The organism is Stappia sediminis (assembly GCF_009826895.1).
Lineage (GTDB): Bacteria > Pseudomonadota > Alphaproteobacteria > Rhizobiales > Stappiaceae > Hongsoonwoonella > Hongsoonwoonella sediminis.
Genome location: NZ_WUMV01000003.1, coordinates 536,556 through 559,432, shown reverse-complemented (window position 1 = coordinate 559,432; position 22,877 = coordinate 536,556). Strand labels below are relative to the sequence as shown.

Annotated in this window: 19 protein-coding genes; 11 read left to right on the top strand and 8 right to left on the bottom strand. The window is 61.4% G+C overall.

The features are described 5' to 3' along the window. Position 1 precedes the first annotated feature (1 nt). Positions 2 to 1,378, bottom strand: a complete 1,377-nt coding sequence (locus tag GR183_RS09535; RefSeq protein ID WP_160775364.1) for an MFS transporter — start codon at positions 1,376 to 1,378, stop codon at positions 2 to 4. Beyond that, on the bottom strand, positions 1,378 to 6,177 hold the full coding sequence (locus GR183_RS09530) for an NAD-glutamate dehydrogenase (RefSeq protein ID WP_160775363.1): 4,800 nt from the start codon (positions 6,175 to 6,177) through the stop codon (positions 1,378 to 1,380). The genes GR183_RS09535 and GR183_RS09530 overlap by 1 nt, the downstream gene beginning before the upstream one ends. Before the next feature lie 330 nt (positions 6,178 to 6,507). Between GR183_RS09530 and GR183_RS09525 the strand changes: the two genes are divergently transcribed. From GR183_RS09525 to msrQ, 4 genes are all read left to right on the top strand, one after another. Continuing rightward, positions 6,508 to 7,080, top strand: coding sequence for a peroxidase-related enzyme (locus tag GR183_RS09525; protein ID WP_160775362.1), 573 nt, complete (start codon positions 6,508 to 6,510; stop codon positions 7,078 to 7,080). 125 nt (positions 7,081 to 7,205) lie between these two features. Continuing rightward, entirely contained in the window at positions 7,206 to 8,156 is a 951-nt protein-coding gene (gene argC / locus GR183_RS09520; RefSeq protein WP_160775361.1) for an N-acetyl-gamma-glutamyl-phosphate reductase, read from the top strand. 31 nt (positions 8,157 to 8,187) lie between these two features. Then, entirely contained in the window at positions 8,188 to 8,793 is a 606-nt protein-coding gene (gene leuD / locus GR183_RS09515; RefSeq protein ID WP_160775360.1) for a 3-isopropylmalate dehydratase small subunit, read from the top strand. Between the two features lie 172 nt (positions 8,794 to 8,965). Beyond that, entirely contained in the window at positions 8,966 to 9,862 is an 897-nt protein-coding gene (gene msrQ / locus GR183_RS09510) for a protein-methionine-sulfoxide reductase heme-binding subunit MsrQ (protein WP_160775359.1), read from the top strand. 52 nt (positions 9,863 to 9,914) lie between these two features. Here msrQ and GR183_RS09505 read toward each other — a convergent pair whose 3' ends face one another. Next, on the bottom strand, positions 9,915 to 10,418 hold the full coding sequence (locus GR183_RS09505; RefSeq protein ID WP_160775358.1) for a cyclic nucleotide-binding domain-containing protein: 504 nt from the start codon (positions 10,416 to 10,418) through the stop codon (positions 9,915 to 9,917). Positions 10,419 to 10,720: 302 nt separating this feature from the next. Beyond that, positions 10,721 to 11,128 (bottom strand): DUF2794 domain-containing protein, encoded by a 408-nt coding sequence (locus GR183_RS09500; RefSeq protein WP_160775357.1) that lies wholly within the window; start codon positions 11,126 to 11,128, stop codon positions 10,721 to 10,723. A 470-nt stretch (positions 11,129 to 11,598) separates the two neighbouring features. On the opposite strand from GR183_RS09500, the gene GR183_RS09495 reads away from it, so the two are divergent. From GR183_RS09495 to GR183_RS09465, 7 genes are all read left to right on the top strand, one after another. Beyond that, on the top strand, positions 11,599 to 12,123 hold the full coding sequence (locus GR183_RS09495) for a GNAT family N-acetyltransferase (RefSeq protein ID WP_160775356.1): 525 nt from the start codon (positions 11,599 to 11,601) through the stop codon (positions 12,121 to 12,123). A gap of 155 nt (positions 12,124 to 12,278) precedes the next feature. After that, complete coding sequence (gene ppa, locus GR183_RS09490) at positions 12,279 to 12,815, top strand: inorganic diphosphatase (RefSeq protein WP_160775355.1); 537 nt, start codon at positions 12,279 to 12,281, stop codon at positions 12,813 to 12,815. A gap of 337 nt (positions 12,816 to 13,152) precedes the next feature. Further along, on the top strand, positions 13,153 to 13,929 hold the full coding sequence (locus GR183_RS09485; protein WP_160775354.1) for a methyltransferase domain-containing protein: 777 nt from the start codon (positions 13,153 to 13,155) through the stop codon (positions 13,927 to 13,929). Positions 13,930 to 14,048: 119 nt separating this feature from the next. Then, entirely contained in the window at positions 14,049 to 16,487 is a 2,439-nt protein-coding gene (locus tag GR183_RS09480) for a hypothetical protein (protein ID WP_160775353.1), read from the top strand. Between the two features lie 137 nt (positions 16,488 to 16,624). After that, complete coding sequence (yddG, locus tag GR183_RS09475; RefSeq protein WP_160775352.1) at positions 16,625 to 17,548, top strand: aromatic amino acid exporter YddG; 924 nt, start codon at positions 16,625 to 16,627, stop codon at positions 17,546 to 17,548. Between the two features lie 41 nt (positions 17,549 to 17,589). Then, entirely contained in the window at positions 17,590 to 18,480 is an 891-nt protein-coding gene (locus GR183_RS09470) for an HpcH/HpaI aldolase/citrate lyase family protein (RefSeq protein WP_160775351.1), read from the top strand. A 36-nt stretch (positions 18,481 to 18,516) separates the two neighbouring features. After that, on the top strand, positions 18,517 to 18,723 hold the full coding sequence (locus GR183_RS09465; RefSeq protein ID WP_160775350.1) for a DUF1737 domain-containing protein: 207 nt from the start codon (positions 18,517 to 18,519) through the stop codon (positions 18,721 to 18,723). A 10-nt stretch (positions 18,724 to 18,733) separates the two neighbouring features. Here GR183_RS09465 and GR183_RS09460 read toward each other — a convergent pair whose 3' ends face one another. From GR183_RS09460 to dapF, 4 genes are all read right to left on the bottom strand, one after another. After that, positions 18,734 to 19,369, bottom strand: coding sequence for a septation protein A (locus GR183_RS09460; protein WP_160775349.1), 636 nt, complete (start codon positions 19,367 to 19,369; stop codon positions 18,734 to 18,736). 75 nt (positions 19,370 to 19,444) lie between these two features. Next, on the bottom strand, positions 19,445 to 20,686 hold the full coding sequence (ftsY, locus tag GR183_RS09455; RefSeq protein ID WP_160775348.1) for a signal recognition particle-docking protein FtsY: 1,242 nt from the start codon (positions 20,684 to 20,686) through the stop codon (positions 19,445 to 19,447). Between the two features lie 4 nt (positions 20,687 to 20,690). Then, complete coding sequence (gene mtaB, locus GR183_RS09450; protein ID WP_160775347.1) at positions 20,691 to 21,959, bottom strand: tRNA (N(6)-L-threonylcarbamoyladenosine(37)-C(2))-methylthiotransferase MtaB; 1,269 nt, start codon at positions 21,957 to 21,959, stop codon at positions 20,691 to 20,693. Next, the gene (dapF, locus tag GR183_RS09445; RefSeq protein WP_160775346.1) at positions 21,956 to 22,864 is read right to left on the bottom strand and encodes a diaminopimelate epimerase; all 909 of its coding nucleotides are present in this window, start codon (positions 22,862 to 22,864) and stop codon (positions 21,956 to 21,958) included. Before dapF ends, mtaB begins: the two co-directional genes overlap by 4 nt. Positions 22,865 to 22,877 lie beyond the last annotated feature (13 nt).

Here is a 22,877-nt window from a genome sequence, read left to right as displayed (position 1 = left end):
ATTATCGCTCGCGCGGGTCGTCCACCCGCGCGAGCAGCACGAGGCCTAGCGTGAAGAAGGCGAGGATGACGGATATCCCCGCCGCCTGGCTGCCTGTCGCACCTGTCACGACGCTGACCGTAAACGGCGCGAGGAAGCTCGTGATCTTGCCCGAAAGCGCAAAGAGACCGAAGTGACGGGTCATTTCGCCCGGCGGGGCGAGATGCACGAGAAGCGTTCGCGAGGCCGCCTGGAGCGGACCTGCCGCGGCACCGAGAAAACCACCGAGGATCAGAAAGACGACTTCCGGAGCGGAGGCGAACAGCCCGCCGGAATTCGGTGCCACATCCACCACGAAGAACACCGTGTCCCGGTCGACCGAAACGAGGCCGAGCCCGCAGAAGATCAGGATCAGGAGCGCGCCCGAAATCACCGCCTTCGGCCCGAGCAGGTCATCGAGCCTGCCGCCGACGACGGCACCGATCGTGCCGGTGATCGTGAGCAATATGCCGAAGGTGCCGATCTCGATGGTCGTCCAGCCGAGCGCGCCGGCGGCGTAAATGCCGCCGAAGGCGAAGAGCGCCACAAGCCCGTCCTTGTAGATCATGTTGGCGGCAAGGAAGATCAGCATCGGCCTGTGGGAGCGCGCCTTCAGGAACGTTTCCTTCAGATCCGAAAGGCCGGCACGCACAGCAGGCGCAAGCGCCGAGCGCTTCGCCACATCCGGCGTGAAAAGGAAAAGCGGCGCGACGAAGACGAGATACCAGATAGCCGAGAACGGGCCGGAAGCGCGGTCGCCCCCTCCCGTTGCCGCATCGAGACCCAGGATCGGCGCAAACCCCAAAAGCGTGCGGCCCGTATCCGGGTTCGCGGCCATGAAGCCGAGCGCGATGACAAGCGACACGAGCCCGCCGGCATAGCCCAGCGCCCAGCCGGACCCGGAGAGCCGCCCGAGCCGGCTTTTAGGGACGAGATCCGGCATCATCGCATTCGTGAAAACGGTGGCGAATTCCACCCCGATCGTTGCGACCACGAAGCCGATGAGCGCGACCGCCACCGCATACGGCGAACCGGGCAGCGTCCACCAGAGCATCAGGCAGCCGATGACGAGCGGCACCGAAAAGGCCGCGATCCAGGGCTTTCGCGCACCCGTGCGATCCGCGATCGCACCGAGGACGGGCGCAAGAAGCGCGATGCACAGCCCGGCGGCGGCCGTGGCATAGCCCCAGAGCGTCTGCCCTTCAGCCGGTGTCGACGCGATTGCCGAGGCGAAGAACGGACCGAAGACGAAGGTCGTCACCAGCGTGTGGACCGGCTGCGTCGCCCAGTCGAACAGGAGCCAGCCGCCGACGGCCTTGCGCCCGGCCATCGGCTCGGCATCCACCCCGGCAATGTTCATCAGCGCGCAAGCTCGGCAAAGAGGCTGGCCGCGACGGAGAACTTGGAGACGGTCAATTCGCCGTCCATGATCTCTCCGGCAGCCCGGGACGTGCGCTTCACCCGCAGCTCGTTGGCTTCAAGCCAGTTTTCAAGGCCATCCGCCTCCAGCGCATCCAGGGTCAGGCGGCGCTGCGCGATATCGAGCGTCGCCCGAGCCCTGTCGAGCGCAAGCCCGTCGTAATAATCGCGAAGCTCCATGGAGCGGGCCTGCTGGTCCATCGCGCCGAGGCGGAAATGCGCCGCCACATCGAAATATGTGCGCGCGACATCCTCCAGCTCGCGGCCGGATTCCTCGGAAATGAGGACGATATCGGGTATGGCCGCCTCGCCCGGCAGGCGGGCGATCCGGTCGGCCAGTTCGCCCGGCACGCCGCCATCGGTCAGGCGCATGACTTCCGCCTGCAGCCGCTCCACCATGCCGACGGGCGCTATTTCGGCGAATTTCGCCGCAAGGCCGACGATGCCGGGCCGGAAGCGATTGACAATCGCCTCGATGCCCTCGGCAAAGGAGATATTGCGCAGGAACCAGACCGTCTGGCCGAGGACGAGGTTCTGCACGGCGGAATAAAGCTCAAGCTGCAGTGCGCCCGAGATCTTGTTGTCGAGCGCGTCTATCTCGCCGTTCAGGTCCGTCAGGCCGAAGGCGTCGCGAACGGCGGCGAAGGCTTGCGCGATCTGCGGCGCTTCCGCTCCCGTCTGGTCGGAAATCCTCGTCAGATAGGTCGGCCCGCCACGGTTGATCATGGAGTTGGCGAGCATGGTCGCGATGATTTCCCGGCGCAGGCGATGGCCGGAAAGCTCTTCGGCGTATTCCTCGCGCATGGCCTCGGGGAAATAGCGGAAAAGCTCCTTGCCGAGGTAGCTGTCGTCGGGAACCGGGCTTGCCAGAAGATCGTCGAAGAGCAGGATCTTGGCATAGGCAAGCAGCACCGCGATTTCAGGGCGCGTGAGCGTAAGGCCCGCCTTTTCCATGCCGCGCAGTTGATTGTCGTCCGGGAGTTCTTCCACCTCGCGGTTCAGGTGGCCGGCGGCCTCCAGCCGCTGCATCATGCGCGCCTGGTAGCCGAAATCCTCAAGCCCGCGCCGCGCGGCGAGCGAAAGCGAAAGCGTTTGCAGGTAGTTGTTGCGCAGGACCAGCGAAGCGACGTCATCCGTCATGTCCGCTAGCAGGCGGTTCCGGTCGTAGATATCGAGCTTGCCGGACCTGACGGCGGTGCCCAGCGCGATCTTGATGTTGACCTCCATGTCGGAGGAATTGACGCCCGCCGAATTGTCGATGGCGTCGGAATTGCAGTGCCCGCCGTTGCGATTGAACTCGATACGCGCCTTCTGCGTCATGCCGAGGTTGGCGCCTTCGCCGACAACCTTGGCGCCGAGTTCGGCGGCCGTCACGCGGATCGGATCGTTGGCGCGGTCGCCCGCATCGGCGTCCGTCTCCTCGCTTGCGCGCACGTAGGTGCCGATGCCGCCGAACCAGAAGAGATCCACCTTCATCTTCAGGATCGCGCTCATCACCTCCTGCGGCGTCGCCTTCGTCTTTTCCAGGCCCAGAAGTTCCTGAATCTGCTTCGACAGGGGAATGGACTTTGCCGCGCGCGAGAAGACGCCGCCACCTTCGGATATCAGTGCGGCGTTATAGTCGTTCCACGACGAGCGGCCGAGGTCGAACACGCGCTTGCGCTCGTTCCAGGAGGATTCGGGATCGGGATTCGGATCGAAGAAGATGTCGCGGTGGTCGAAGGCCGCGACCAGCCTGATCGCCTTGGACAAGAGCATGCCGTTGCCGAAGACGTCGCCCGACATGTCGCCCACGCCGGCGACCGTGAAGGGCTCCGTCTGAATGTCGCGGTCCATTTCCCGGAAGTGGCGTTTCACCGCCTCCCAGGCGCCGCGCGCGGTAATGCCCATCTTCTTGTGGTCGTAACCTGCGGATCCGCCGGAGGCGAAGGCATCGCCAAGCCAGAAATTGCGGTCGGTCGAAATCTCGTTCGCGGTGTCGGAGAAGGTCGCCGTGCCCTTGTCGGCGGCCACCACCAGATAGGGGTCGTCGTCATCGTGGCGCACGACAAGCTCTGGCGGCCAGACCGTATCGCCATCCAGATTGTCGGTCACGTCGAGCAGCGACGAGATGAAGATCTTGTAGGCTTCCGTGCCTTCGGCGAAAATCTCCTCGCGCGAGCCGCCGGCGGGAAGCCATTTGGGCACGAAGCCGCCCTTCGCGCCGACCGGCACGATGACGGCATTCTTCACCTGCTGCGCCTTTACAAGGCCCAGTATTTCCGTGCGGAAGTCCTGCGGACGGTCCGACCAGCGAAGGCCGCCGCGCGCGACCTTGCCGAAGCGAAGGTGAACGCCTTCCACCCGCGGCGAATAAACGGAAATCTCGCGGAACGGCCTTGGTTCCGGCAGCTCCTCCAGCCGGCGCGGATCGAGCTTGAAGGCGAAAGTCGGCTTCGGCTGCCCGTGAACGTCGAGCTGATAGAAATTCGTCCGCAACATCGCGTCGATGACGTTCTGGAAGCGGCGAAGGATACGGTCGTCGTCAAGGCTTTCCACCTGGTCGAAGGCGGCCGTCAACTCCTGCTCAAGGCGCGCGGCACCGAGCGAACGGTCCCCGTCCTCATGCGCGGGATCGAAGCGGATGTGGAACAATTCGACGAGCTGGCGCGTTATGTCCGCATAGCGGTTCAGCGTGCCCCACATGTAGTCCTCGGAGAAGCGGATGCCGGCCTGACGCAGATAGCGCGAGAGCGCGCGCAGCATGGCGATGTCGCGCCAGGCAAGGCCGGCCGACAGCACAAGCGCATTGTAGCCGTCCGATTCCGCGCGGCTTTGCCAGATGGCGATGAAAAGCGCCTCCAGCCGCTCGCGCTCGTCGTCGGAGAGAGCGATATCGCCGCCCGTGGTCGGTTCCAGCGTCGTCTCGTGCAAATAGGCAAGCGGCCGGTCCGCCGGCGTTATCCGGTAGGTCCGCTCGTTGATGACGCGGAAGCCCATGTTTTCCAGGATCGGAACGCGGGCGGAAAGCGGGATCGGCTTTTCGTGGTGGAAGACCTTGAGCGTCAGCCGGTTGGGCGCATCGTCCAGCCTGCGGGTGAAACGGATCGAGGTATCGCGCCGCTTCGATAGCTTCTCGATGACGCGAATGTCCTGGATCGCGGTTTCGGCGGAGAATATCTCCTTGTAGCCTTCCTGAAAGGCATCGGCGTAGCGGCGCGCTTCCTCTATGGCGCGGTTGCCGCCATAGGCGGTGCGCAGCACCTCCTTCAGGTCGTCCGCCCAGGTGCGCACGATCTCCGAAACCGCCTGCTCCAGTTCCTCCTGGCTCGGGTTCGGCGTTTCGCCTTCATAGCGGCCGATGATGAAATGAACGCGCGCAAGCGGGCCTTCGGGATAGGTGACATACCAGGCGGACAGGCGGCCGTCGAAGACATCGGCGAGGTAGTGGCCGATCTTCAGGCGCATTTCCGTGGAATAACGGTCGCGCGGGACGAAGCTGAGGATCGAAACGTAGCGGTCGAACCGGTCGCGCCGGGCGAGCACGCGAATGCGCGGACGCTCCTCAAGCTGCAGGATCGCCATCGAGAACTGGTAGAAAAGCTCGGGATCGATCTGGAACAGCTCATCGCGCGGATAACCTTCCATGATGTTCATGAGCGCACGGCCGGAATGGCTTTCCGGCTCGTAGCCGGCGCGCGAGAAGACGCTGTCGACCTTGCGCCTGAGATAGGGGATCGAGCGCGTGGAAAGCGTATAAGCGGTCGCCGTGAAGAGGCCGACGATCCTGAGTTCCCCGCAAAGCTCGCCGCTATCGTCGAAAAGCTTCACGCCGACATAATCCATGTGAACGCGCCGGTGCACCCGGCTCTTCACATTGGCCTTGGCGATGATTAGAGGCTCCGGCTTCATCAGGAATTCGCGGATTTCCGGCGTGATCACCACGAATTCGGACCCGCGCCGCAAGACCCTCACATTCGGGTCCTTCAAAAGGCCGAGGCCGGTGCCTTCCTTGTGCGAAAGCTCTCCGCGCTGCGCACCCCCTTCGAAGTGGTATTCGCGCATGCCGAGCAGGATGAAGTTGTCGGCCTCCATCCACTCCAGAAACTGCACGGCCTCGGCCAGATCGTCGGCGGCGAAAGGCGGCGGGCTTTCCTTGTAGGTCGAGATCGCCCGCTGCAGGCGGCCGCGCATGTCCGTCCAGTCCGTCACCGCGCGGCGGACGTCGTTCATCACGCCGTCCATCCGCTCCATCAGGCCGCTTCGCTCCATTTCCGCATCGATGCGCGCAACGTGGATATGGATGAGGCTTTCCTTGCGGACGTCCTTCTTTTCCGCGCCCGTAAACTTGCCGTGGCAGGCGAGCAGCTTGCCGTCCCCGTCGCGCTCGACCATCAGGATCGGATGCAGCACGAGGCGCACTTCCAGCCCGCTGTCCTGCAACTCCGCCATGACGGAATCGACCAGGAACGGCATGTTGTCGTTAACGACCTCGACAACGGTGACATCGCCCGCGCGCACCCCGTCGGCCCGGAAGGCGGGGTTATAGACGTTCACACGGTGCGTACCGACAGGGTGGTTCGCCATGTCCTTCCACGCCTCGCGGGCGAAGGCGGCAAGCTCGTCCTTGGTATAGGTGACGAGATCCTCGGCGGCCCCACGCTCGAAAAGCGCCTTGGCGAAGGGGGCAAGTTCGGGCTCAAGAGCACCGACCACGGCCTCGATCAGACGGTTTTTCGCGTTGTCCTTGGCTTCGGGCATGTCTCCCCCCGACTTATGTTTGTCGATTGTCGTTCGGCTGCGGCTAACGGACGGCTGTTCGCCCGGCCCGTTCGTTTCATACTCTCCACGCCGTCTCAGCGCCATGCTAGTCACCCGAATCTGAAGTTCGTCTCACTGTCCGGCATGCTCTGAACGAACTTCAGATTCAAAAGGGTGACCAGGATATTTAAGCTTCTAGTGTGGTTTTCGAATTTGAAATACGCTCCGGAGGCAGCTTCTGAACTGAGGCGTATTTCAAATTCACCACACTAGCCTGACGAGCGGAAACGGCAATGACGGAAATGATTTAATCCGCATAAGGATCGCATCATGACGGAAAATGAACGCATCACCGCGCTTGATCTCGGCGATGGATCGCCGCAAAGCCCGCAGACCGCTGCCTACTTCGCGAAATGCGAGGAGAAGCTCGGCCTCGTGCCAAATGTGCTCAAGGCTTACGCTTTCGACGACAAGAAGCTGCGTGCCTTCACGGAGATGTATAACGAGTTGATGCTCGGCGACAGCGGGCTTTCCAAGCTCGAGCGCGAGATGATCGCCGTCGCCGTGTCCTCGGTAAACCATTGCTATTATTGCCTGACCGCGCATGGGGCGGCCGTTCGCCAGCTTTCGCAAGACGCAAAGCTCGGCGAACTCATGGTGATGAACTATCGTGTCGCGGATTTGACGCCCCGCCACCGCGCCATGCTCGACTTTTCGGTGAAGCTGACGAAGGAACCGGAGACGATGCTGGAGGCGGACCGCGAAGCCTTGCGCAAGGCCGGTTTTACCGACCGCGACATCTGGGACATCGCATCCGTGGCCGCCTTCTTCAACATGTCGAATCGCGTGGCGTCGGCGGTCGATATGAGGCCGAACGACGAATATCACGGCATGGCACGATGACAAGGCACCGCGGTTTGGTGTAGAAGAAGCGCCGCTGCGGGCAAATTGGCCGCGCGAACGCTCGCCCGTGCGTTGGTGAAACCGATGCAGCGGGCGAAAAACCCCTCAGTTCGGAGACGGGAGCAATGGTCGCGAAGATTTTCATAGACGGTGAAGCCGGTACCACGGGATTGCAGATCCGTGAGCGCCTTTCCCGTCGCCGCGACATCGAACTCGTCTCGATTCCCGCCGACAAGCGCAAGGACGTCGAAACGCGCAGGGCGCTTTTGAACGCGGCGGATGTCGCGATCCTCTGCCTGCCGGACGACGCCGCGCGCGAGAGCGTCTCGCTGATCGAAAACGACACGACGAAGGTGATCGACGCCTCGACGGCCCATCGCGTCGCAGAGGGCTGGGACTACGGCTTTGCCGAGATGGACCGGGATCATGGCGCGAAGATCGCCACCTCGAAGCGCGTGGCGAACCCGGGCTGCTATCCGCAAGGGGTGATCGCCTTCCTGCGCCCGCTGATAAACGCCGGCATCGTGCCCGAAGACCTGCCGATCACGGTCAACGCGATTTCCGGTTATTCCGGCGGCGGACGCTCGATGATCGAGGCCTACGAAAAGGGCGAAGGCGGGAATGCGCCTTTCATGCCCTATGCGCTCGGCCTCAATCACAAGCACCTGCCGGAGATGCGGCTTTACTCGAAGCTTGAGAAGACGCCGCTTTTCCAGCCGGCGGTCGGCGACTATGCGCAAGGCATGGTGACCTTCGTGCCGCTGCAGCTCGAGACGCTGGCGAAGGTGCCGACGGGTGCCGAACTGCACGCGGCCGTTGCCGATCACTATGCAGGCATCCCCGGCAGCTTCGTGGATGTCGCCCCATTCGAGGCGGTGGAAAAGCTGCCCGGTCTCGATCCGCAAACCTTCAACGGCACGAACCATATGCGCCTTCACGTCTTCGCCAACGAGAAGCGTGCCCAGGCGCTGCTGGTCGCCGTTTACGACAATCTGGGCAAGGGCGCTTCGGGTGCCGCCGTCCAGAACCTGAACCTGATGCTCGGCATCGACGGCTCAACGAGCCTCGCCGCCTGAGGATGCGCTGAAAACCCAAGGAGAACTGTCCGTGGAAAAATTCACCACGCTCACCGGGGTCGCGGCCCCGATGCCGATCGTCAATGTCGATACCGACATGATCATCCCCAAGCAGTTCCTGAAGACGATCAAGCGTACCGGCCTCGGCACCGCACTGTTCCACGAAATGCGCACGCATGAGGATGGCTCGGAAAACACCGATTTCGTGCTGAACCAGCCGGCCTACCGCAATGCGCAGATCATCGTCGCGGGCGACAATTTCGGCTGCGGGTCGAGCCGCGAGCATGCCCCCTGGGCGCTGCTCGACTTCGGCATCCGCTGCGTGATTTCCACGTCCTTCGCCGACATCTTCTACAACAACTGCTTCAAGAACGGCATCCTGCCGATCGTCGTTTCCCAGGAAGAGCTCGACAAGCTGATGGACGACGCGCGGCGCGGCGCGAACGCGACGCTCACCGTCGACCTGGAAGCCCAGGAGATTCGCGGGCCGGACGGCGGGGTCGTCACCTTCGACATCGACCCGCACCGCAAGCACTGCCTGCTGAACGGGCTCGACGACATCGGCCTGACGATGGAAAAGGCGCCGTCGATCGCCACCTTCGAAGACAAGCTGGGCGAAGCGCGCCCCTGGGTCTGAGGCCGATCGCGAACATCGGCAACAATCATGCGAAGGCCGGGGCATTCCCCGGCCTTTGTTCATTCCGCCCGGCAGGCTCCGCCTTTTTCACGGCAGGTTGATCGGGCGTGTCGAGACATTCTTGAGCTTCGTTCGTATCTGTTAGATACATGATCGAACGGTACGGAACCTCATGACGAGCGCCCAAGCGACAAACAGCCTGACACCCTATATTCCCTGGACTGACGCTAGGGGACGATTTTCGCCTTTCAAGCTTGCCGTATTCGCCGGCATTCTCCTTCCCGGCCTCCTGCTTGCCTATGGGCTCGTCGCGGGAACGCTCGGCTCGAAGCCTGTCGAAGCGGCAATTCACGAGACGGGCGACTGGGCGATCCGCTTTCTGTTCCTTTCGCTTTTCGTAACACCGTTGAGACGCATCGCAAGCTGGCCGAAGCTTATCCAGGTGCGGCGGATGCTGGGCCTTGCCGCCCTCGGATATGCCCTTACGCATCTTACGTTCTATGCGGCGGATGAAGCCTGGGACCTGCAGAAGGTCGCAAGCGAGATCGTGCTGCGCATCTATCTCACGATCGGCTTTGCGGCACTTTTCATGATGTCCGTTCTGGGCGCGACCTCGACCGACGGCGCGATCCGCAAGATGGGCGCGAACTGGAACCGGCTGCACAAGATCACCTATGTTATCGCCATTCTTGCCGGGCTTCATTTCTTCATGCAGTCGAAATCCGATGTCACCGAAGCTACGCTCATGAGCGGCTTCTTCGTCCTGCTCATGGGCTATCGGATCGCGCACCGCCTGAAATTCGATATCGCCTCGCCGATCACGCTGACGATTGTAGCCGCCCTTGCCGGGCTTGCGACGGCGGGCCTCGAATATGCCTGGTATGCGATCGCGACCGGCATCCCGGCCGAGCGCGTGCTCGCCGCGAATCTCGATTTCAGCTACTCGATCCGCCCGGCTTGGTGGGTGGCCTTTACCGGCTTCGCCGTCGCCGTCCTGCCAATCCTCGTATTCCTCAAGGACCGGCTATTCGGAAATTCCGGGCCGCGTGTTTCATCGGCGCGGACCTGATCTCCTGCGAATCGCCCCTTCACGGGGCGAGCGGCCTGCCAGAGCGTATCGGTCAATCCGCAAGGGGACGTTTCGATTTCCGGTAGGCTTTGGCTTCCCGCTCGATCTGGTCGAGAACATTGCCTACGCGTGAAAGGGCGCGCGTCGTTTTCTGGAAACGGTCGACATGCGCTTCGAAGAGCGAGGCGGCGATTTCGGGAAACTCCTGCAGCATGCGCTTGAAGAGCGCGCGGCGGATGCGAATGAGTTCCACATCGCCTGAGGCAACCGCGCGGGCCGGCCGCCGCGTTTCCACCAGCAGTGCCAGTTCGCCGATCAGCGAGCCCGCCCCGAAGGTGCCCAGGTGCTCGCGTTCGTCCTGCCCGCGTTCCATGCTCACTTCGCCGGCCGCGATGACATAACCGCCGTCCGCACGTTCTCCTTCGCGAAAAATCACCTGGCCATCGCGGTAGGTGATGTTCTCCGCCGAAAACGCGAGCAGGCGCAACTGATCGTCCGGAAAGTCGGAGAGCAGCGGCACCTGCCGCAATAGGTTCATGTCGCGGGCGAGACTCATGCCTTGAGATTTAGCAGAGGCGCAAAGCCGCACAAAGGGTTAATGCGGGCTCGCCACCTCTCATCCGCTGCAGAACGAACGGAAACCGTGCCGGATGCGGCTGATTCGGACGCGGGGAAGCGGCAATAACCGGCGATCAGGCGTCGACCTGTCACCCGAATCTGAAGTTCGTCCCAATTCCCGGCATGCGCCGAACGAACTTCAGATTCAAAAGGGTGACAGTCAGATCTATGTTTCTAGTGTGGTTTTCGAATTTGAAATACGTTCTGGAGGTGGCTGCGAAAATGAGACGTATTTCAAATTCACAACACTAGCCGCAAGTGCCTCTTCTTCTCGAAAACCTTGAGCACCTGTGCAAGCTCCGATCCGCGCTTCAGGATCGCCCCGCCCGCGCCGATAACCGAGTAGGCGCCCTGACGACGGGCGTTCTTCGGATCCTTTTCGATGCGGAAAAGAGGCATTTCCGACGTTCGCCGAAAAACGGAGAAGACGGCTTTTTCTTTCATGTGGTCGATGGCGTAGTCACGCCACTCGCCGCTGGCAACCATCCTGCCGTAGAGCCTCAGAATCTGGTCGAGTTCCCGGCGGTGGAACGCCACGAGGGGAACGGCGCGCTGTGCTGGCGGGGCGGAGCGTTGCATCGGCGGGTGGCCTGCCCCGGCCGGTGCCGGCGCCCCGCCGGATACCGCATCTTCATCGAATTCGCTCATGGCGCCTCCTGTCATATAATGGACATCTTGCGCCCACCGACTGCGCGGATGCAAGAGCAGAGCAAAAAAGCGCAATGAAAGTTGAGCGACGAAGAAACGTATTATTCATATTTTCGCCCCAATCCGGCCCTGACCACGCCATCTTGACATTCGATAAATGGGCAGTTGCCTCAGAGAACCGATCTTCGAGGAGACTTCGGAACGCACTAGCCCCCCAGCCCCCCGGGGTCGCGAGAAGATCGGAAATTGATCCGGTTACGGTTCAATCCCGCAAGGTAACCCGAAGGGCCGGCTCTCAAGCCGGCCCTCTCCTTTTTGAGGCCTGGATTTCCGCGCCGGCGACTTTTCTCCTCCCCCAAATGCTTCCGCGTGCATTTCTCCGTCGTTTCGGATGCCGTTTTCGTCAATTTTATGAAGCCCGGCCCCAGCCCGTTCTTCCTTAGGACGTGCAAGCGGGCTATGCTTTTGCAATGAGCACGGATCTTATCGCCACCCGGCCCGCGCGGCCGGTCGATGCCGAGAGATTGTCCACCATCCATCTGGAGGCGTGGCGCGGGGCTTATCGCGGCCTTTTGTCGGGTGTCGACCTTGAGCGGATGATCTCGCGCCGCGGCCCTCGCTGGTGGCGCGGAGCATTGTCGCGCGGCGTGCTGATCCAGGTGCTTGAGGTTGCCGGCAAGACTGCGGGTTACGCCACATACGGGCGCTCGCGCATGCGCGAACTTCCCTTCGAAGGCGAAATTTACGAGCTTTACATCCTGCCCGAATATCAGGGTCTCGGTTTCGGGACCACACTCTTCAATGCGACGCGCCGCGCGCTCGTGCGCATGCGGCTCTCCGGCGTCACGGTCCGCGTGCTTTCCGAAAATGACGCCGCCATGCGGTTCTACCGTTCGCTCGGCGGCCAGCTTCTGATGAACACGCAAGAGCAGGTGGCCGGCACCTCCGTGGAACTTTCCGTCTTCGGCTGGTTCGCGGACAGCGATACGCCGTAAACGTCTGAAATCAATGATCGAAATCCGGACGCCGGACGGGGCGTTGGAGACGAACAGCATCTAGACATTTCGTTGCAGCGCACAAGTCGCGGCTTGCCATTGGCGGCTCCCCTTGCCATACAGCGCTCAAATCAGAATCTGGAGCCTGAACGATCATGCGTATCGATGCTGTGCCGATCGGCAAGAACCCGCCCGAGGATATCAATGTAATCGTCGAAGTGCCGGTGGGCGGCGAGCCGATCAAATACGAAATGGACAAGGAAGCGGGCGCAATGTACGTCGACCGTTTCCTCTATACGCCGATGCGCTATCCCGGTAATTACGGCTTCATTCCGCACACGCTATGCGGCGATGGCGACCCGCTGGACGTCGTTGTCGTGAACCAGCGGCCGATCGTTCCCGGCGCGATCATTAATTGCCGCCCGATCGGCGTGCTCTTCATGGAAGACGAAGCGGGCATGGACGAAAAACTGCTTGCCGTCCCCTCGCCCAAGATCACCCGGCGCTACGAAAGCGTTACCCATTACGAGGATCTGCCGCAGATCACGCTCGATCAGGTGAAGCACTTCTTCGAGCACTACAAGGACCTGGAAACCGGCAAATGGGTCAAGATCGTCGGCTGGGGCGGCCCGGACGATGCAAAGCGCATTATCATGGAATCTATCGAGCGTGAAAACGCCAAGGCGAAATAACTCCGAAAAACGGCGTAAAACACATAGGGCGGCACTAGAGCATATCCCGCCAAATCTGAAGCGGATTTGGCAACAAGGATATGCTCAAGACATTGATGCTGGAGCGAATTCTTATCGACCGGATGTTTCCATCCGGTCGGAAAGCGCTCTAGTCGCCCTTTTTCTAACTTGCCGTCGCACAGCCGCTTATTTTGAGAATTTGTATTTTCGACCTGCGGACCGGGATATAGACTAACGTATAGTAAGGCACTTTAATTCGCGCCCCATCCTCCCTCTTCAGGCGGCGCGGAGACCGCTTTACAGTGGATTTCGACCACTGCGATCCGGAGGCGACGCCATGTTGACGTTCGATGCTCAGACGGCCCGTATTCTGGATGATGCGTATCAGGGATCGGACATCGTAAAGCGGCGCATGGCGAATTTCGACGCCCTTGGCCTGAGGGCCGGCGACCGCGTGCTGGATCTCGGCTGCGGGACCGGGCTCATGACGCTGGAACTTTCCCGCGGTGTCGGCGAGGACGGGCGCGTGATTGCCATCGACCCGAGCGCGGAGATGCGCGAATACGCCAATTCACGCTGCTCGGCGCGGGAGAACATAGAAATCCACGAAGGTTGGGCGAACGATTTGCCCCTTGCCGATGAATGCATCGACAAGGTGGCTGCCGTTCAGGTGTTCGAATATGTCGAGGATATTCCGGGCGCTCTCAGGGAAATTCACAGGGTTCTTGCCCGGGGCGGAAGGCTTGTTATTGGCGACATGCATTGGGACACCATGGCGATGTTCACCGACGACCGGCCGCGCATGGGGTTGATGCGTTCCATCTGGGACCGGCACATGGTGGAGCGCCGGGTGCCGGCGGTCCTGCCGGCCATGATGGAAGATGCAGGCTTCGTCGTGGAGGAAATCAGGCCCCTGACCTATGTCGACAGGACGCTCAGGCCCGACGGGCTGGCGCACATGATGATCGTCCTCATGAAGAACTACACGATCCAGAAGGAACTGCTCGATTCTGCGATCGTCGAGGCCTGGGCGGACGAGCAGTTCGAACTGGCGCGCACGGGCCGCTTCTTCTTCACCATCTCACATTTCGTTGTCGCGGCAAGAAAGCGGTGAGGCAAACCGGCTGTATGGCCAGTTGACCGGTGAAGGTTTCCGGACTTCGATAAGGCTTCATTTATAAGTTTGTGCGAGCGCTGACAGTGCCTCGTATTATTGGTTTTTGGATTTTCCATATGTCCTATCGCGTTCGAAACATGACGAAATATGGTGACGGCGGCGTTGTCGAGGTCTCGCATACCAGCGAAAAGACATTCAAGCTCGCGATTTTTGCCGACAGCAATATCGAAGATGTCGCTTCCGTGGACGGCAGGCAATTCCTGCTGACGTCCGGCGCCGGCGATGTCGCCCTGCTCGATTGCGAGCGAAAGAAAGTGATCGCGCGGACCCGTCTTCCGATGCATCGGTTTGAGTCAATGTTCCGACCCGGAGTATTGGCACTGGAAGAACGCTCGAAAGCGTTCGTATGGCCGCGTGAAGGCCGGAGTTTCTTTGTTCTCGATATTCCGAGCCTTGAAATCGACAATCGTTTCAGCCTCGCCGAACAGATCGAGGGTGACAAGTACCGTTTGATCGATCTGACCGACGAGGAGCTTTTAGCGCAACGAAATAGCTACAATAACCTCCCAGCAAGCGAAGGCCCGCTGCGACGAATCCCTGTCAGCAGACAGGGAAACTGCGCCGTCCGCGCTGATGGAACTATCATAGCGCCAATTGAATATATCCAGCATGGACGAGAGTACGTCAGCGACTATCAGGTTAAGAATGGCAAAAAAATAAGCTCCACTAATACGTTGCGCCACACAATCATTGAAATATGCGAGATAGATTTAAACAAAAAGAAATGTAAATTCAATAAGATAACTACCTACAATGGAACCACGATCGGCCCGCGTTACTCGCTTCTTGATACAATCAGTCCCGACGGAAAATTCGCTATCGGTTTATCGCGCGGTCCTCGCCGGAAAACCAAAACGCCTGAAACGCGTTGGCCACTGGATTCCATATCCTGCGCGATGCCCGCGGGCGAGTACGCGTATTCGCTGGACGTGTGGGATATCACGTCTACGCCGAAGCTTCATAGGCAACCCGTAATCCAGCCTTTTCGCGATAGCGGATTGATAAAAGAACCTCGGCTCGATGGAGATGTCAGCGACTTTTCGCCAGTTCACGCCGTCGCAACCCTAATGTCTGGAATGAGGGCCGCGGCAGACGGAAAACTGGATGACTGGCGAGAAAGCTCCGATAGTCAAAGCGAAAACGAAGTCTTTGTACCGTCGGAAACGCCAGGGTCTTGGGGCACGACGCGCTTGGCGGAAGGGGATTTCACACACTTCAGGTTTTTTGGTCACATAGTCCATCTGTTCGCGCGACACATGCCGGAAGTCTTTCATGCCATGCCATGGGATGTCATGACCGACCGTCAAATGCGCGTCGTCGCGAAAACCCTGAAGGCGTTTTACGCCTACGCCGGTGGCGAGGCGATTTCGATAGTCTGGACTGACGACCCTGGAACTTTCTTGACATTGACGCATCACGGCACGATCCGGGAAGTCCATGTGACGAAAGGCGTCGGCCCCGAATATCGGCTCGACCTTGCAGCGCTCCCCGGATCGGGCTCAAATCTACCGAAGCTTTCTAGCGGGTCCAGGCTCGAATACGTGCACGAGCGCACTTTCGCCTTGGAAGCCGGAGTTTTTCGCTTCGAGTTCGAACTCCCGCGCACCAGGGAATACTCAGCCTGGCCTTCCAGCCCTCCCGTCCCGGTGCCGACGAAACTAACTCGCGACCGGGAAAGCTATAAAAGAGAGAAAAACGCTATCAAGCGCCTCATCCGGCAGATCAGGCCGGGTTTCGTCAAGATTAAGTCTGAAAACCCTGAGGAAATCATCTCCGGACTACGGAAACTGGCCGCCGAAATTCAAGTTTCATTCAGGGAAATCACTGCCGGCAACGTTTGGGAGCCTGTTCTTCACAAGGGTAAAAAAACGATCGGCGAGGAGGCATTCTGCGGCATTCTAAAAAACGATGGGTCGGCGAAAGCCATAGCCGCGCTTTCTACGCTCCTCGACGCGTTTTTGGCGCAACAGAAGACAGGCGCCTTGAGCTTCTGGAAAATATTCCATGATGATGATCAAACGCCCGCGTTGGCACCGACCGCATTTGCCCTCATCGAATTGACAGGCACCGTGCCGGACAATGTTTTCCGCTTTTTCACCCTGCGTGATGTCGAGCATGACGTCTATACCAGGGACAGGTTCGCCAATTTGGACCTAACTGAGGAACAAAGGGCCTCGCCGGCTTTGTTTCGGTTGCGGGTCAGACTCGCGACACAGGATATAGCGGACGGAAGCAGAGGGAGTAATTTAGCGGAGTTCTTCGGCTTCGATCATGAGTTGAAGAGCGTCATTTCGGGAGAACTGAACGCCGCGCATCTCGCGGATATGTTCGCTGAAGCCGCAAGCGCCGAAGCGCCGAATTTCTATTGGGACCCGCCGCATGACGCAGGCGGACTGCTGAAGATCATCGCAGGCGGCTTGCAGGGCAACGAACCGGAGATCGCAACGTTGAAAAGCGAACTTCGCAAGCGTTCGAACTTGATCGCCGGAAGTTGACGGGACGGCCTACAACACGCGGCAGGCGGAACAAACCGCCTTGCTGCCTGCGGATTTTCAACGCATTATCCCGCCAGTTCCGGCGCGCTTGAATATCTCATCCGATCCGTTCCCCATTTTCCGGGAGCCAAATCCCCTTGTCCTCATCCGTTTCGCGCCTGCAGGCCACGCTGATCGGCCTCACCGCCGTTCTCATGTGGTCGACGCTCGGTCTTTTCGGCGCGGCCTCCGGCAACGTGCCGCCGTTTCTTCTGAACGCGCTGTGTTTCGGCATCTCCGGCGCCGCGGCGACGATCTGGCTGGCGATGCGCCCCGGCGGGCTTGCCTTGTTGCGCCAGCCGCTGAAGGTCTGGGCGTTCGGAACCGCCGGCCTTTTCGGCTTTCACTTCTTCTATTTCACGGCGATCCGCAATGCGCCGCCGGTCGACGCCAATCTCATCAACTACACTTGGCCGCTGCTGATCGTGGTCTTCTCCGCCCTGCTGCCGGGCGAAAGACTGCGCATCCACCACGTGATCGGAACCTTGCTCGGCCTTGGCGGAGCGGCGCTGCTGGTGACGAAGGGCGAAGGGCTTTCGCTCGACCCGGCCTATGCGCTCGGTTATCTCGCCGCCGTCTGTTCCTGCCTTTTCTGGTCCAGCTATTCGGTCCTGTCGCGCAGGCTGGGTGCTGTACCGACGCAGGCGGTCGCCGGTTTCTGCCTTGCCACCTCCGCCCTTTCCATCGTCGCGCATCTGGCCTTGGAGGAAACCGTCTGGCCGGCGGACGCGGGTGAATGGCTTGCCGTCCTCGGCCTTGCCGCCTTTCCGGTGGGGCTTGCCTTCTTTGTCTGGGATATCGGGGTGAAACGGGGCGACATCCAGGTTCTGGGCGCTGGCGCCTATGCCGCGCCGCTTCTTTCCACGCTGCTTCTGATCGCCTTCGGCTTCGGCGCCTTCACCGTCATAATCGGTCTTGCCTGCCTGATGATCACGCTCGGCGCAATCATCGCGGCGAAGGATATGATCTTCCGCCGCCGCTCCGCCGAACGGACAGTGGCCGAGGCGCCGCTTGGCGAATAATCTCGTGGGCACTCGATTTCGCCTGCAACTGGATACAGACAATGACGAGCCCGACCGACTTTCGCCCCCGCCGCAGCGTTCTCTACATGCCGGGCTCCAACGCCCGCGCGCTGGAAAAGGCGAAGACGCTTGATGCCGATACCCTCATCCTCGACCTTGAGGATGCGGTGGCGCCTGATGCCAAGGATTCCGCGCGCGAGGCCGTCGTTGCTGCCGTCAAGGCCGGAGGCTACGGACACCGCGAGCTTGTCATCCGCATCAATGCCGCCGATACGCCGTGGGGCGCTGCCGACCTTGAGGCGGCGGTCGCCGCAAGGCCCGATGCGATCCTTATCCCCAAGGTCTCGACCGCCGCCGATATCGAGCGCATCGCCGACCGGGTGAACGCCGGCCATGCTCCGGCGAAGGTCAAGCTCTGGGCGATGATGGAAACCCCGCTAGCCATGCTGAACGCGCGCGATATCGCGGCCGCTGCCCGCAACCCGGAGACGCGGCTTGCCTGCTTCGTCATGGGCACCAACGATCTTGCCAAGGAAACGCGCGCCCGCATTCTGCCGGGCCGCGCGCCGATGATGCCCTGGCTGATGACCTGCGTTGCCGCCGCGCGCGCCTACGGTCTCGACATCGTCGACGGGGTCTACAACGACTTCAACAACGAAAGCGGCTTTGCCGCCGAGTGCCTGGAGGGGGCGGAAATCGGCATGGACGGCAAGACATTGATCCACCCGAAGCAGGTCGGGCCGGCAAATGCCGCCTTCTCGCCTTCTGACGAGGAAGTGAACTGGGCACGCAGGATCATCGCCGAGTTCGACAAGCCGGAAAACGCGAGGAAAGGCGCAATCCAGGTGGAGGGGAAAATGGTGGAGCGCCTGCATGCCGACATGGGCCGGCGGCTCGTCGCCCTTGCCGAAGCGATCGCCGCGCGCAAGTAAGGGCGCACAAAATCAACGCTTGAAACTGGATACGCCATGAAGCTCTACCGCATCATCACCGGCAAGGACGACAGCGAATTCTGCCACCGCATTTCGGCGGCGCTCGACAAGGGGTGGGAGCTTTACGGCTCGCCTTCGCTCACCTTCGACAGCGCGCGCGGCGTGACCATCTGCGGCCAGGCGGTCGTCAAGGAGGTCAACGGCAAGACCTATTCGCCGGAAATGAAGCTCGGCGAGCAGTAATCTTGCCACGTCAGCCCTCTTCCTGATCCAGCGAATGGCGCTGGATCAGCGGCAGCTGGAACAGCGTGAAGGCGACGGTGATCGGCATGATGCCGAACACCTTGAAGGACACCCAGAAGTCGGTCGAAAACGAGCGCCAGACGAACTCGTTCAGCGCGGCAAGCACGAAAAAGAACACGCCCCAGCGGAACGTGAGCTTGCGCCAGCCATCGTCGTCCAGACGGAAAACGCTGTCGAAAACGTAACCCAGCAGCGACTTGTTGAAGAAAAGCCCGCCGAGCAGCACCGTGCCGAACAGGCAATTCACGATCGTCGGCTTCAGCTTTATGAAAAGCTCGTCGTGCAGCCATAGCGTCAGCGCGCCGAACACGAGCACCACCACTCCGGAGACGACGGGCATGACGGGCAGGCGCTTCGTCAAGGCATAGGAAACGATGAGAGAGACCGCGATCGCCACCATGAAGACGGCGGTGGCGATGAAGATCGACCCACCGAGTTCTGCGAGCGCGGGAAACATCTCCGCAAGCATCTCGCCCCGTGCGTTGGCGAAGAAGAACAGAACCAGCGGCCCCAGTTCCAGGAGCAGCTTCGGGAATGGCGCGAGTTCGCGGCGATCAGGTGCGTTGGGCCCGTGTTCAAATTCCATGTGGCGTAAATCCGTTCCTTCAAATCCAGTCGCAGCCGTGCAGTCTTGACGGCAGATATTGGCACCGGTTGGGCATCATGCCGGAATTCCGGCAATCGCCTTCGCGAATTCTTCCGCCTTGAAGGGTTCGAGATCGTCGACCCCCTCGCCCACGCCGATGAAATGCACCGGCATGCGGTGCTTGGCCGATATGGCGACGAGAATGCCGCCGCGCGCCGTGCCGTCCAGCTTCGTCATGACGAGGCCCGAAACACCAGCCGTCTTGCCGAAGATCTCCACCTGGTTCATGGCGTTCTGGCCCGTGGTGGCATCAAGCGTCAGAAGCACCGTATGCGGTGCCGTTTCGTCGTGTTTCTTGATGACGCGCACGACCTTTTCAAGCTCGGCCATCAGCTCCGCCCGGTTCTGCAGCCGTCCCGCCGTGTCTATCAGGAGCACGTCGACGGCCTTTTCGCGCGCTTCCCTCATGGCATCGAAGACGAGGCCGGCCGCATCCGCGCCCGTGTCGCGGGCGATGACGTCGGCACCCGTGCGCTCGCCCCAGATCTTGAGCTGCTCGACGGCGGCGGCGCGGAAGGTGTCGCCGGCGGCCATCATCACGCGCTTGCCTTCAGTCGCGAATTTCGCCGAAAGCTTGCCGATGGTGGTCGTCTTGCCGGTACCGTTCACGCCGACGACGAGGATGACGTGGGGTTTCAGCGATGCATCGATCTCAAGCGGCTTCGCCACCGGCTCCAGCACGCTTTCGACTTCCTCGGCCAGGATGCGGCGCACTTCCTCTTCGGAAATTTCCTTGTCGTAGCGCCCGTCGGCCAACCGTTCGGTGATGTTCATCGCCGTCTCGACGCCAAGGTCCGCCTGGATCAGGATATCCTCCAGTTCCTCCAGCGTGTCGGCGTCGAGCTTGCGCTTGGTGAAGATCGACGAGATACCGCCTGTCAGCGCATTGGACGAGCGCGACAGGCCGTCGCGCAGCCTGGCGAACCAGCTTTTCCTTTCTTTCGCGGGCTCAGGTTCGGTAACGGGCTCGGGTTCAGGCTCTGTCGGCGCCGGTTCCTGTTCGGGCACCTCGACGGCGCTTTCCACGACAGTATCGTCGCGGTCTTCCGTTTTCGGGGTGGTTTCCGCCTCGGCTTCCGTTTCCGCAATTTCCGCAAGGCCTGCGTCGCGTGCTTCCGGCTCGGTCGCGGCCTCGGGCGCGTCGGCCGGAACCTCGCCTTCTCCCGCGCTGTTTTCATCGTCGCGCGCGGCATCGGGTGCCGCCTCGTCCTTCGCGCCGAAAAGCCGGCCGAAGAAGCCGCGTTTCTTCTCGCTCATGAATTCAAGCTGCCTTTGAAATCCGGTCCGCCAGGAGGTGTCGCCCGGTATGCCCCTTAATGGCCATCTCCACAAGGTCGCCGGAGGCATGGCCTTCGAATTCGACCTGGGTGAACTGCTCGGTGCGGCCAAGGCCCTCGCGCTCGACAAGCACGAAACGGCGCGCGCCCACCTCGCGCTCAAGATGGGCCTTGAGTGCCGCCTCGCCCTTTTCGCGCAGGCGCCCGGCCCGTTCCTTCACAAGCGCACGCTCGACCTGGGGCATGCGCGCCGCCGGCGTGCCGGGGCGCGGCGAGAACGGAAAGACATGAAGATGCGTCAGCCCGCAGTCGTCGACGATCTTCAACGTGTTGTCGAACATCGCCTCGCTCTCCGTAGGGAAACCGGCGATGATGTCCGCGCCGAAGACCACATCCGGGCGAAGCTGCCGCACCTCCTCGCAGAAACGGATCGTGTCGGCGCGCAGGTGCCGCCGCTTCATGCGCTTGAGGATCAGGTCGTCACCCGCCTGCAGCGACAGGTGGAAATGCGGCATCAGCCGCTCTTCCTCGGCTATGGCGCGCATCAGCGCATCGTCCGCCTCGATGCTGTCGATGGAGGAAAGCCTGAGCCGGTCGAGACCCGGCACCATCTTGAGGATCTTCAGCGTCAGCTGGCCGAGCGTCGGTGCGCCCGGCAGATCCGCGCCGTAGCTCGTGATGTCGACGCCGGTCAGCACAATCTCTCGGTGGCCGTTTTCGACAAGGCGGCGGATCTGGTCGATCACCACTCCCATGGGCACCGAGCGGGAATTGCCGCGGCCATAGGGTATGATGCAGAAGGTGCAGCGATGGTCGCAGCCGTTCTGGATCTGGACGAAGGCGCGCGCGCGCCCCTCCAGCCCGTCGATCAGGTGTCCCGCCGTCTCGCGCACGCTCATGATATCGTTGACGCGGACCTTTTCGGTCTCCTCGATGCCGAATTGCGCCACCCGGCCATAAGAAGCGCGTTCCAGCTTCTCGCTGTTGCCGAGGACGAGATCGACCTCTTCCATGCCTGCGAAGGTGCCGCTTTCGGTCTGCGCGGCGCAGCCGGTAACGATGATGCGCGCGTCCGGGTTCTCGCGCCTTGCCTTGCGGATCGCCTGGCGCGCCTGCCGCACGGCCTCGTTCGTCACCGCGCAAGTATTGACGAGGACCGCGTCCTTCAGCCCCGCGGCTTCGGCCTCGCGCTTCATCACCTCCGATTCATAGGCGTTGAGGCGGCAGCCGAACGTGACGACGTCGACACTCACTTCACGACCTCCAGAATAGGCTTGTCGCCCGGTCCGGTGCGCTGAAATTCAAGCGTCTCGATATCGATAAGGCCTTCGTATTCGATCTCCGTTCCGCCCGTCATCATCACGTGGTTGTCGCTTGTCCGCCATTCGATCTGAAGCGGCCCGCCGGGAAGATGCACGGTCACCTTGCGGTCGGTGCGCTTGTCGCGGGCGGCGGCAACCGCCACCGCGCAGGCCGCAGTGCCGCAGGCGCGCGTCAGGCCCACGCCGCGCTCCCACACCTTCACCTCGATCTCCGTGTCCGACAGCACATGGGCGAGCGAGATATTCGCCTTCTCGGGGAAGATCGGATGGCTTTCCAGCAAGGGGCCGATGCGCGAAAGGTCGTAGGCCTCGATGTCTCTGACCCAGAACACCGCATGCGGATTGCCCACGTTGACGACGCTTGGCGTGTGCAGGATCGGCTTGTCGATCGGCCCGATCTGCAATTCGATTGCGCGCGTGTCGTGAAACTCCTCGGCAAGCGGTATCTCATTCCAGGCAAAGCGCGGCTCGCCCATGTCGGCTGTGATCCTGAACGGATCGCCGGTGCTGTAGGCATGCAGCAGGCCGGCGTTGGTCTGGATCGTCACCGCGTCCTTGCCGGCTTCCTGCATCAACAGCCTGCCGATGCAGCGGGTCGCGTTGCCGCAGGCATCCACCTGGCCGCCGTCCCGGTTGTGGATGCGCATGAAGGCATCCGCGCCGATGGGCGAGCGCTCGACCGTGATCATCTGGTCGAAGCCGATGCCGTCTTCCGGATCGCCGATCGCCCGGATCTGATCGGGCGAAAGGCGCACGGGCTCGGCACGGGCATCCCAGACAACGAATTCGTTGCCCAGTCCGTTCATCTTCAAGAATGGTATGCGCCGCTCGCCCATGAACCTGAATGCT

What these genes read in the sequence shown, in the direction of transcription:
- GR183_RS09505 (WP_160775358.1), bottom strand. Translation starts at nt 10,418, where the DNA reads ATGAGTCTCGCCCGCGACATGAACCTATTGCGGCAGGTGCCGCTGCTC.
- GR183_RS09495 (WP_160775356.1), top strand. Translation starts at nt 11,599, where the DNA reads ATGAGCACGGATCTTATCGCCACCCGGCCCGCGCGGCCGGTCGATGCC.
- GR183_RS09525 (WP_160775362.1), top strand. Translation starts at nt 6,508, where the DNA reads ATGACGGAAAATGAACGCATCACCGCGCTTGATCTCGGCGATGGATCG.
- GR183_RS09535 (WP_160775364.1), bottom strand. Translation starts at nt 1,378, where the DNA reads ATGAACATTGCCGGGGTGGATGCCGAGCCGATGGCCGGGCGCAAGGCC.
- ppa (WP_160775355.1), top strand. Translation starts at nt 12,279, where the DNA reads ATGCGTATCGATGCTGTGCCGATCGGCAAGAACCCGCCCGAGGATATC.
- GR183_RS09530 (WP_160775363.1), bottom strand. Translation starts at nt 6,177, where the DNA reads ATGCCCGAAGCCAAGGACAACGCGAAAAACCGTCTGATCGAGGCCGTG.
- GR183_RS09485 (WP_160775354.1), top strand. Translation starts at nt 13,153, where the DNA reads ATGTTGACGTTCGATGCTCAGACGGCCCGTATTCTGGATGATGCGTAT.
- GR183_RS09480 (WP_160775353.1), top strand. Translation starts at nt 14,049, where the DNA reads ATGTCCTATCGCGTTCGAAACATGACGAAATATGGTGACGGCGGCGTT.
- GR183_RS09500 (WP_160775357.1), bottom strand. Translation starts at nt 11,128, where the DNA reads ATGAGCGAATTCGATGAAGATGCGGTATCCGGCGGGGCGCCGGCACCG.
- msrQ (WP_160775359.1), top strand. Translation starts at nt 8,966, where the DNA reads ATGACGAGCGCCCAAGCGACAAACAGCCTGACACCCTATATTCCCTGG.
- GR183_RS09470 (WP_160775351.1), top strand. Translation starts at nt 17,590, where the DNA reads ATGACGAGCCCGACCGACTTTCGCCCCCGCCGCAGCGTTCTCTACATG.
- argC (WP_160775361.1), top strand. Translation starts at nt 7,206, where the DNA reads ATGGTCGCGAAGATTTTCATAGACGGTGAAGCCGGTACCACGGGATTG.
- dapF (WP_160775346.1), bottom strand. Translation starts at nt 22,864, where the DNA reads ATGGGCGAGCGGCGCATACCATTCTTGAAGATGAACGGACTGGGCAAC.
- ftsY (WP_160775348.1), bottom strand. Translation starts at nt 20,686, where the DNA reads ATGAGCGAGAAGAAACGCGGCTTCTTCGGCCGGCTTTTCGGCGCGAAG.
- GR183_RS09465 (WP_160775350.1), top strand. Translation starts at nt 18,517, where the DNA reads ATGAAGCTCTACCGCATCATCACCGGCAAGGACGACAGCGAATTCTGC.
- GR183_RS09460 (WP_160775349.1), bottom strand. Translation starts at nt 19,369, where the DNA reads ATGGAATTTGAACACGGGCCCAACGCACCTGATCGCCGCGAACTCGCG.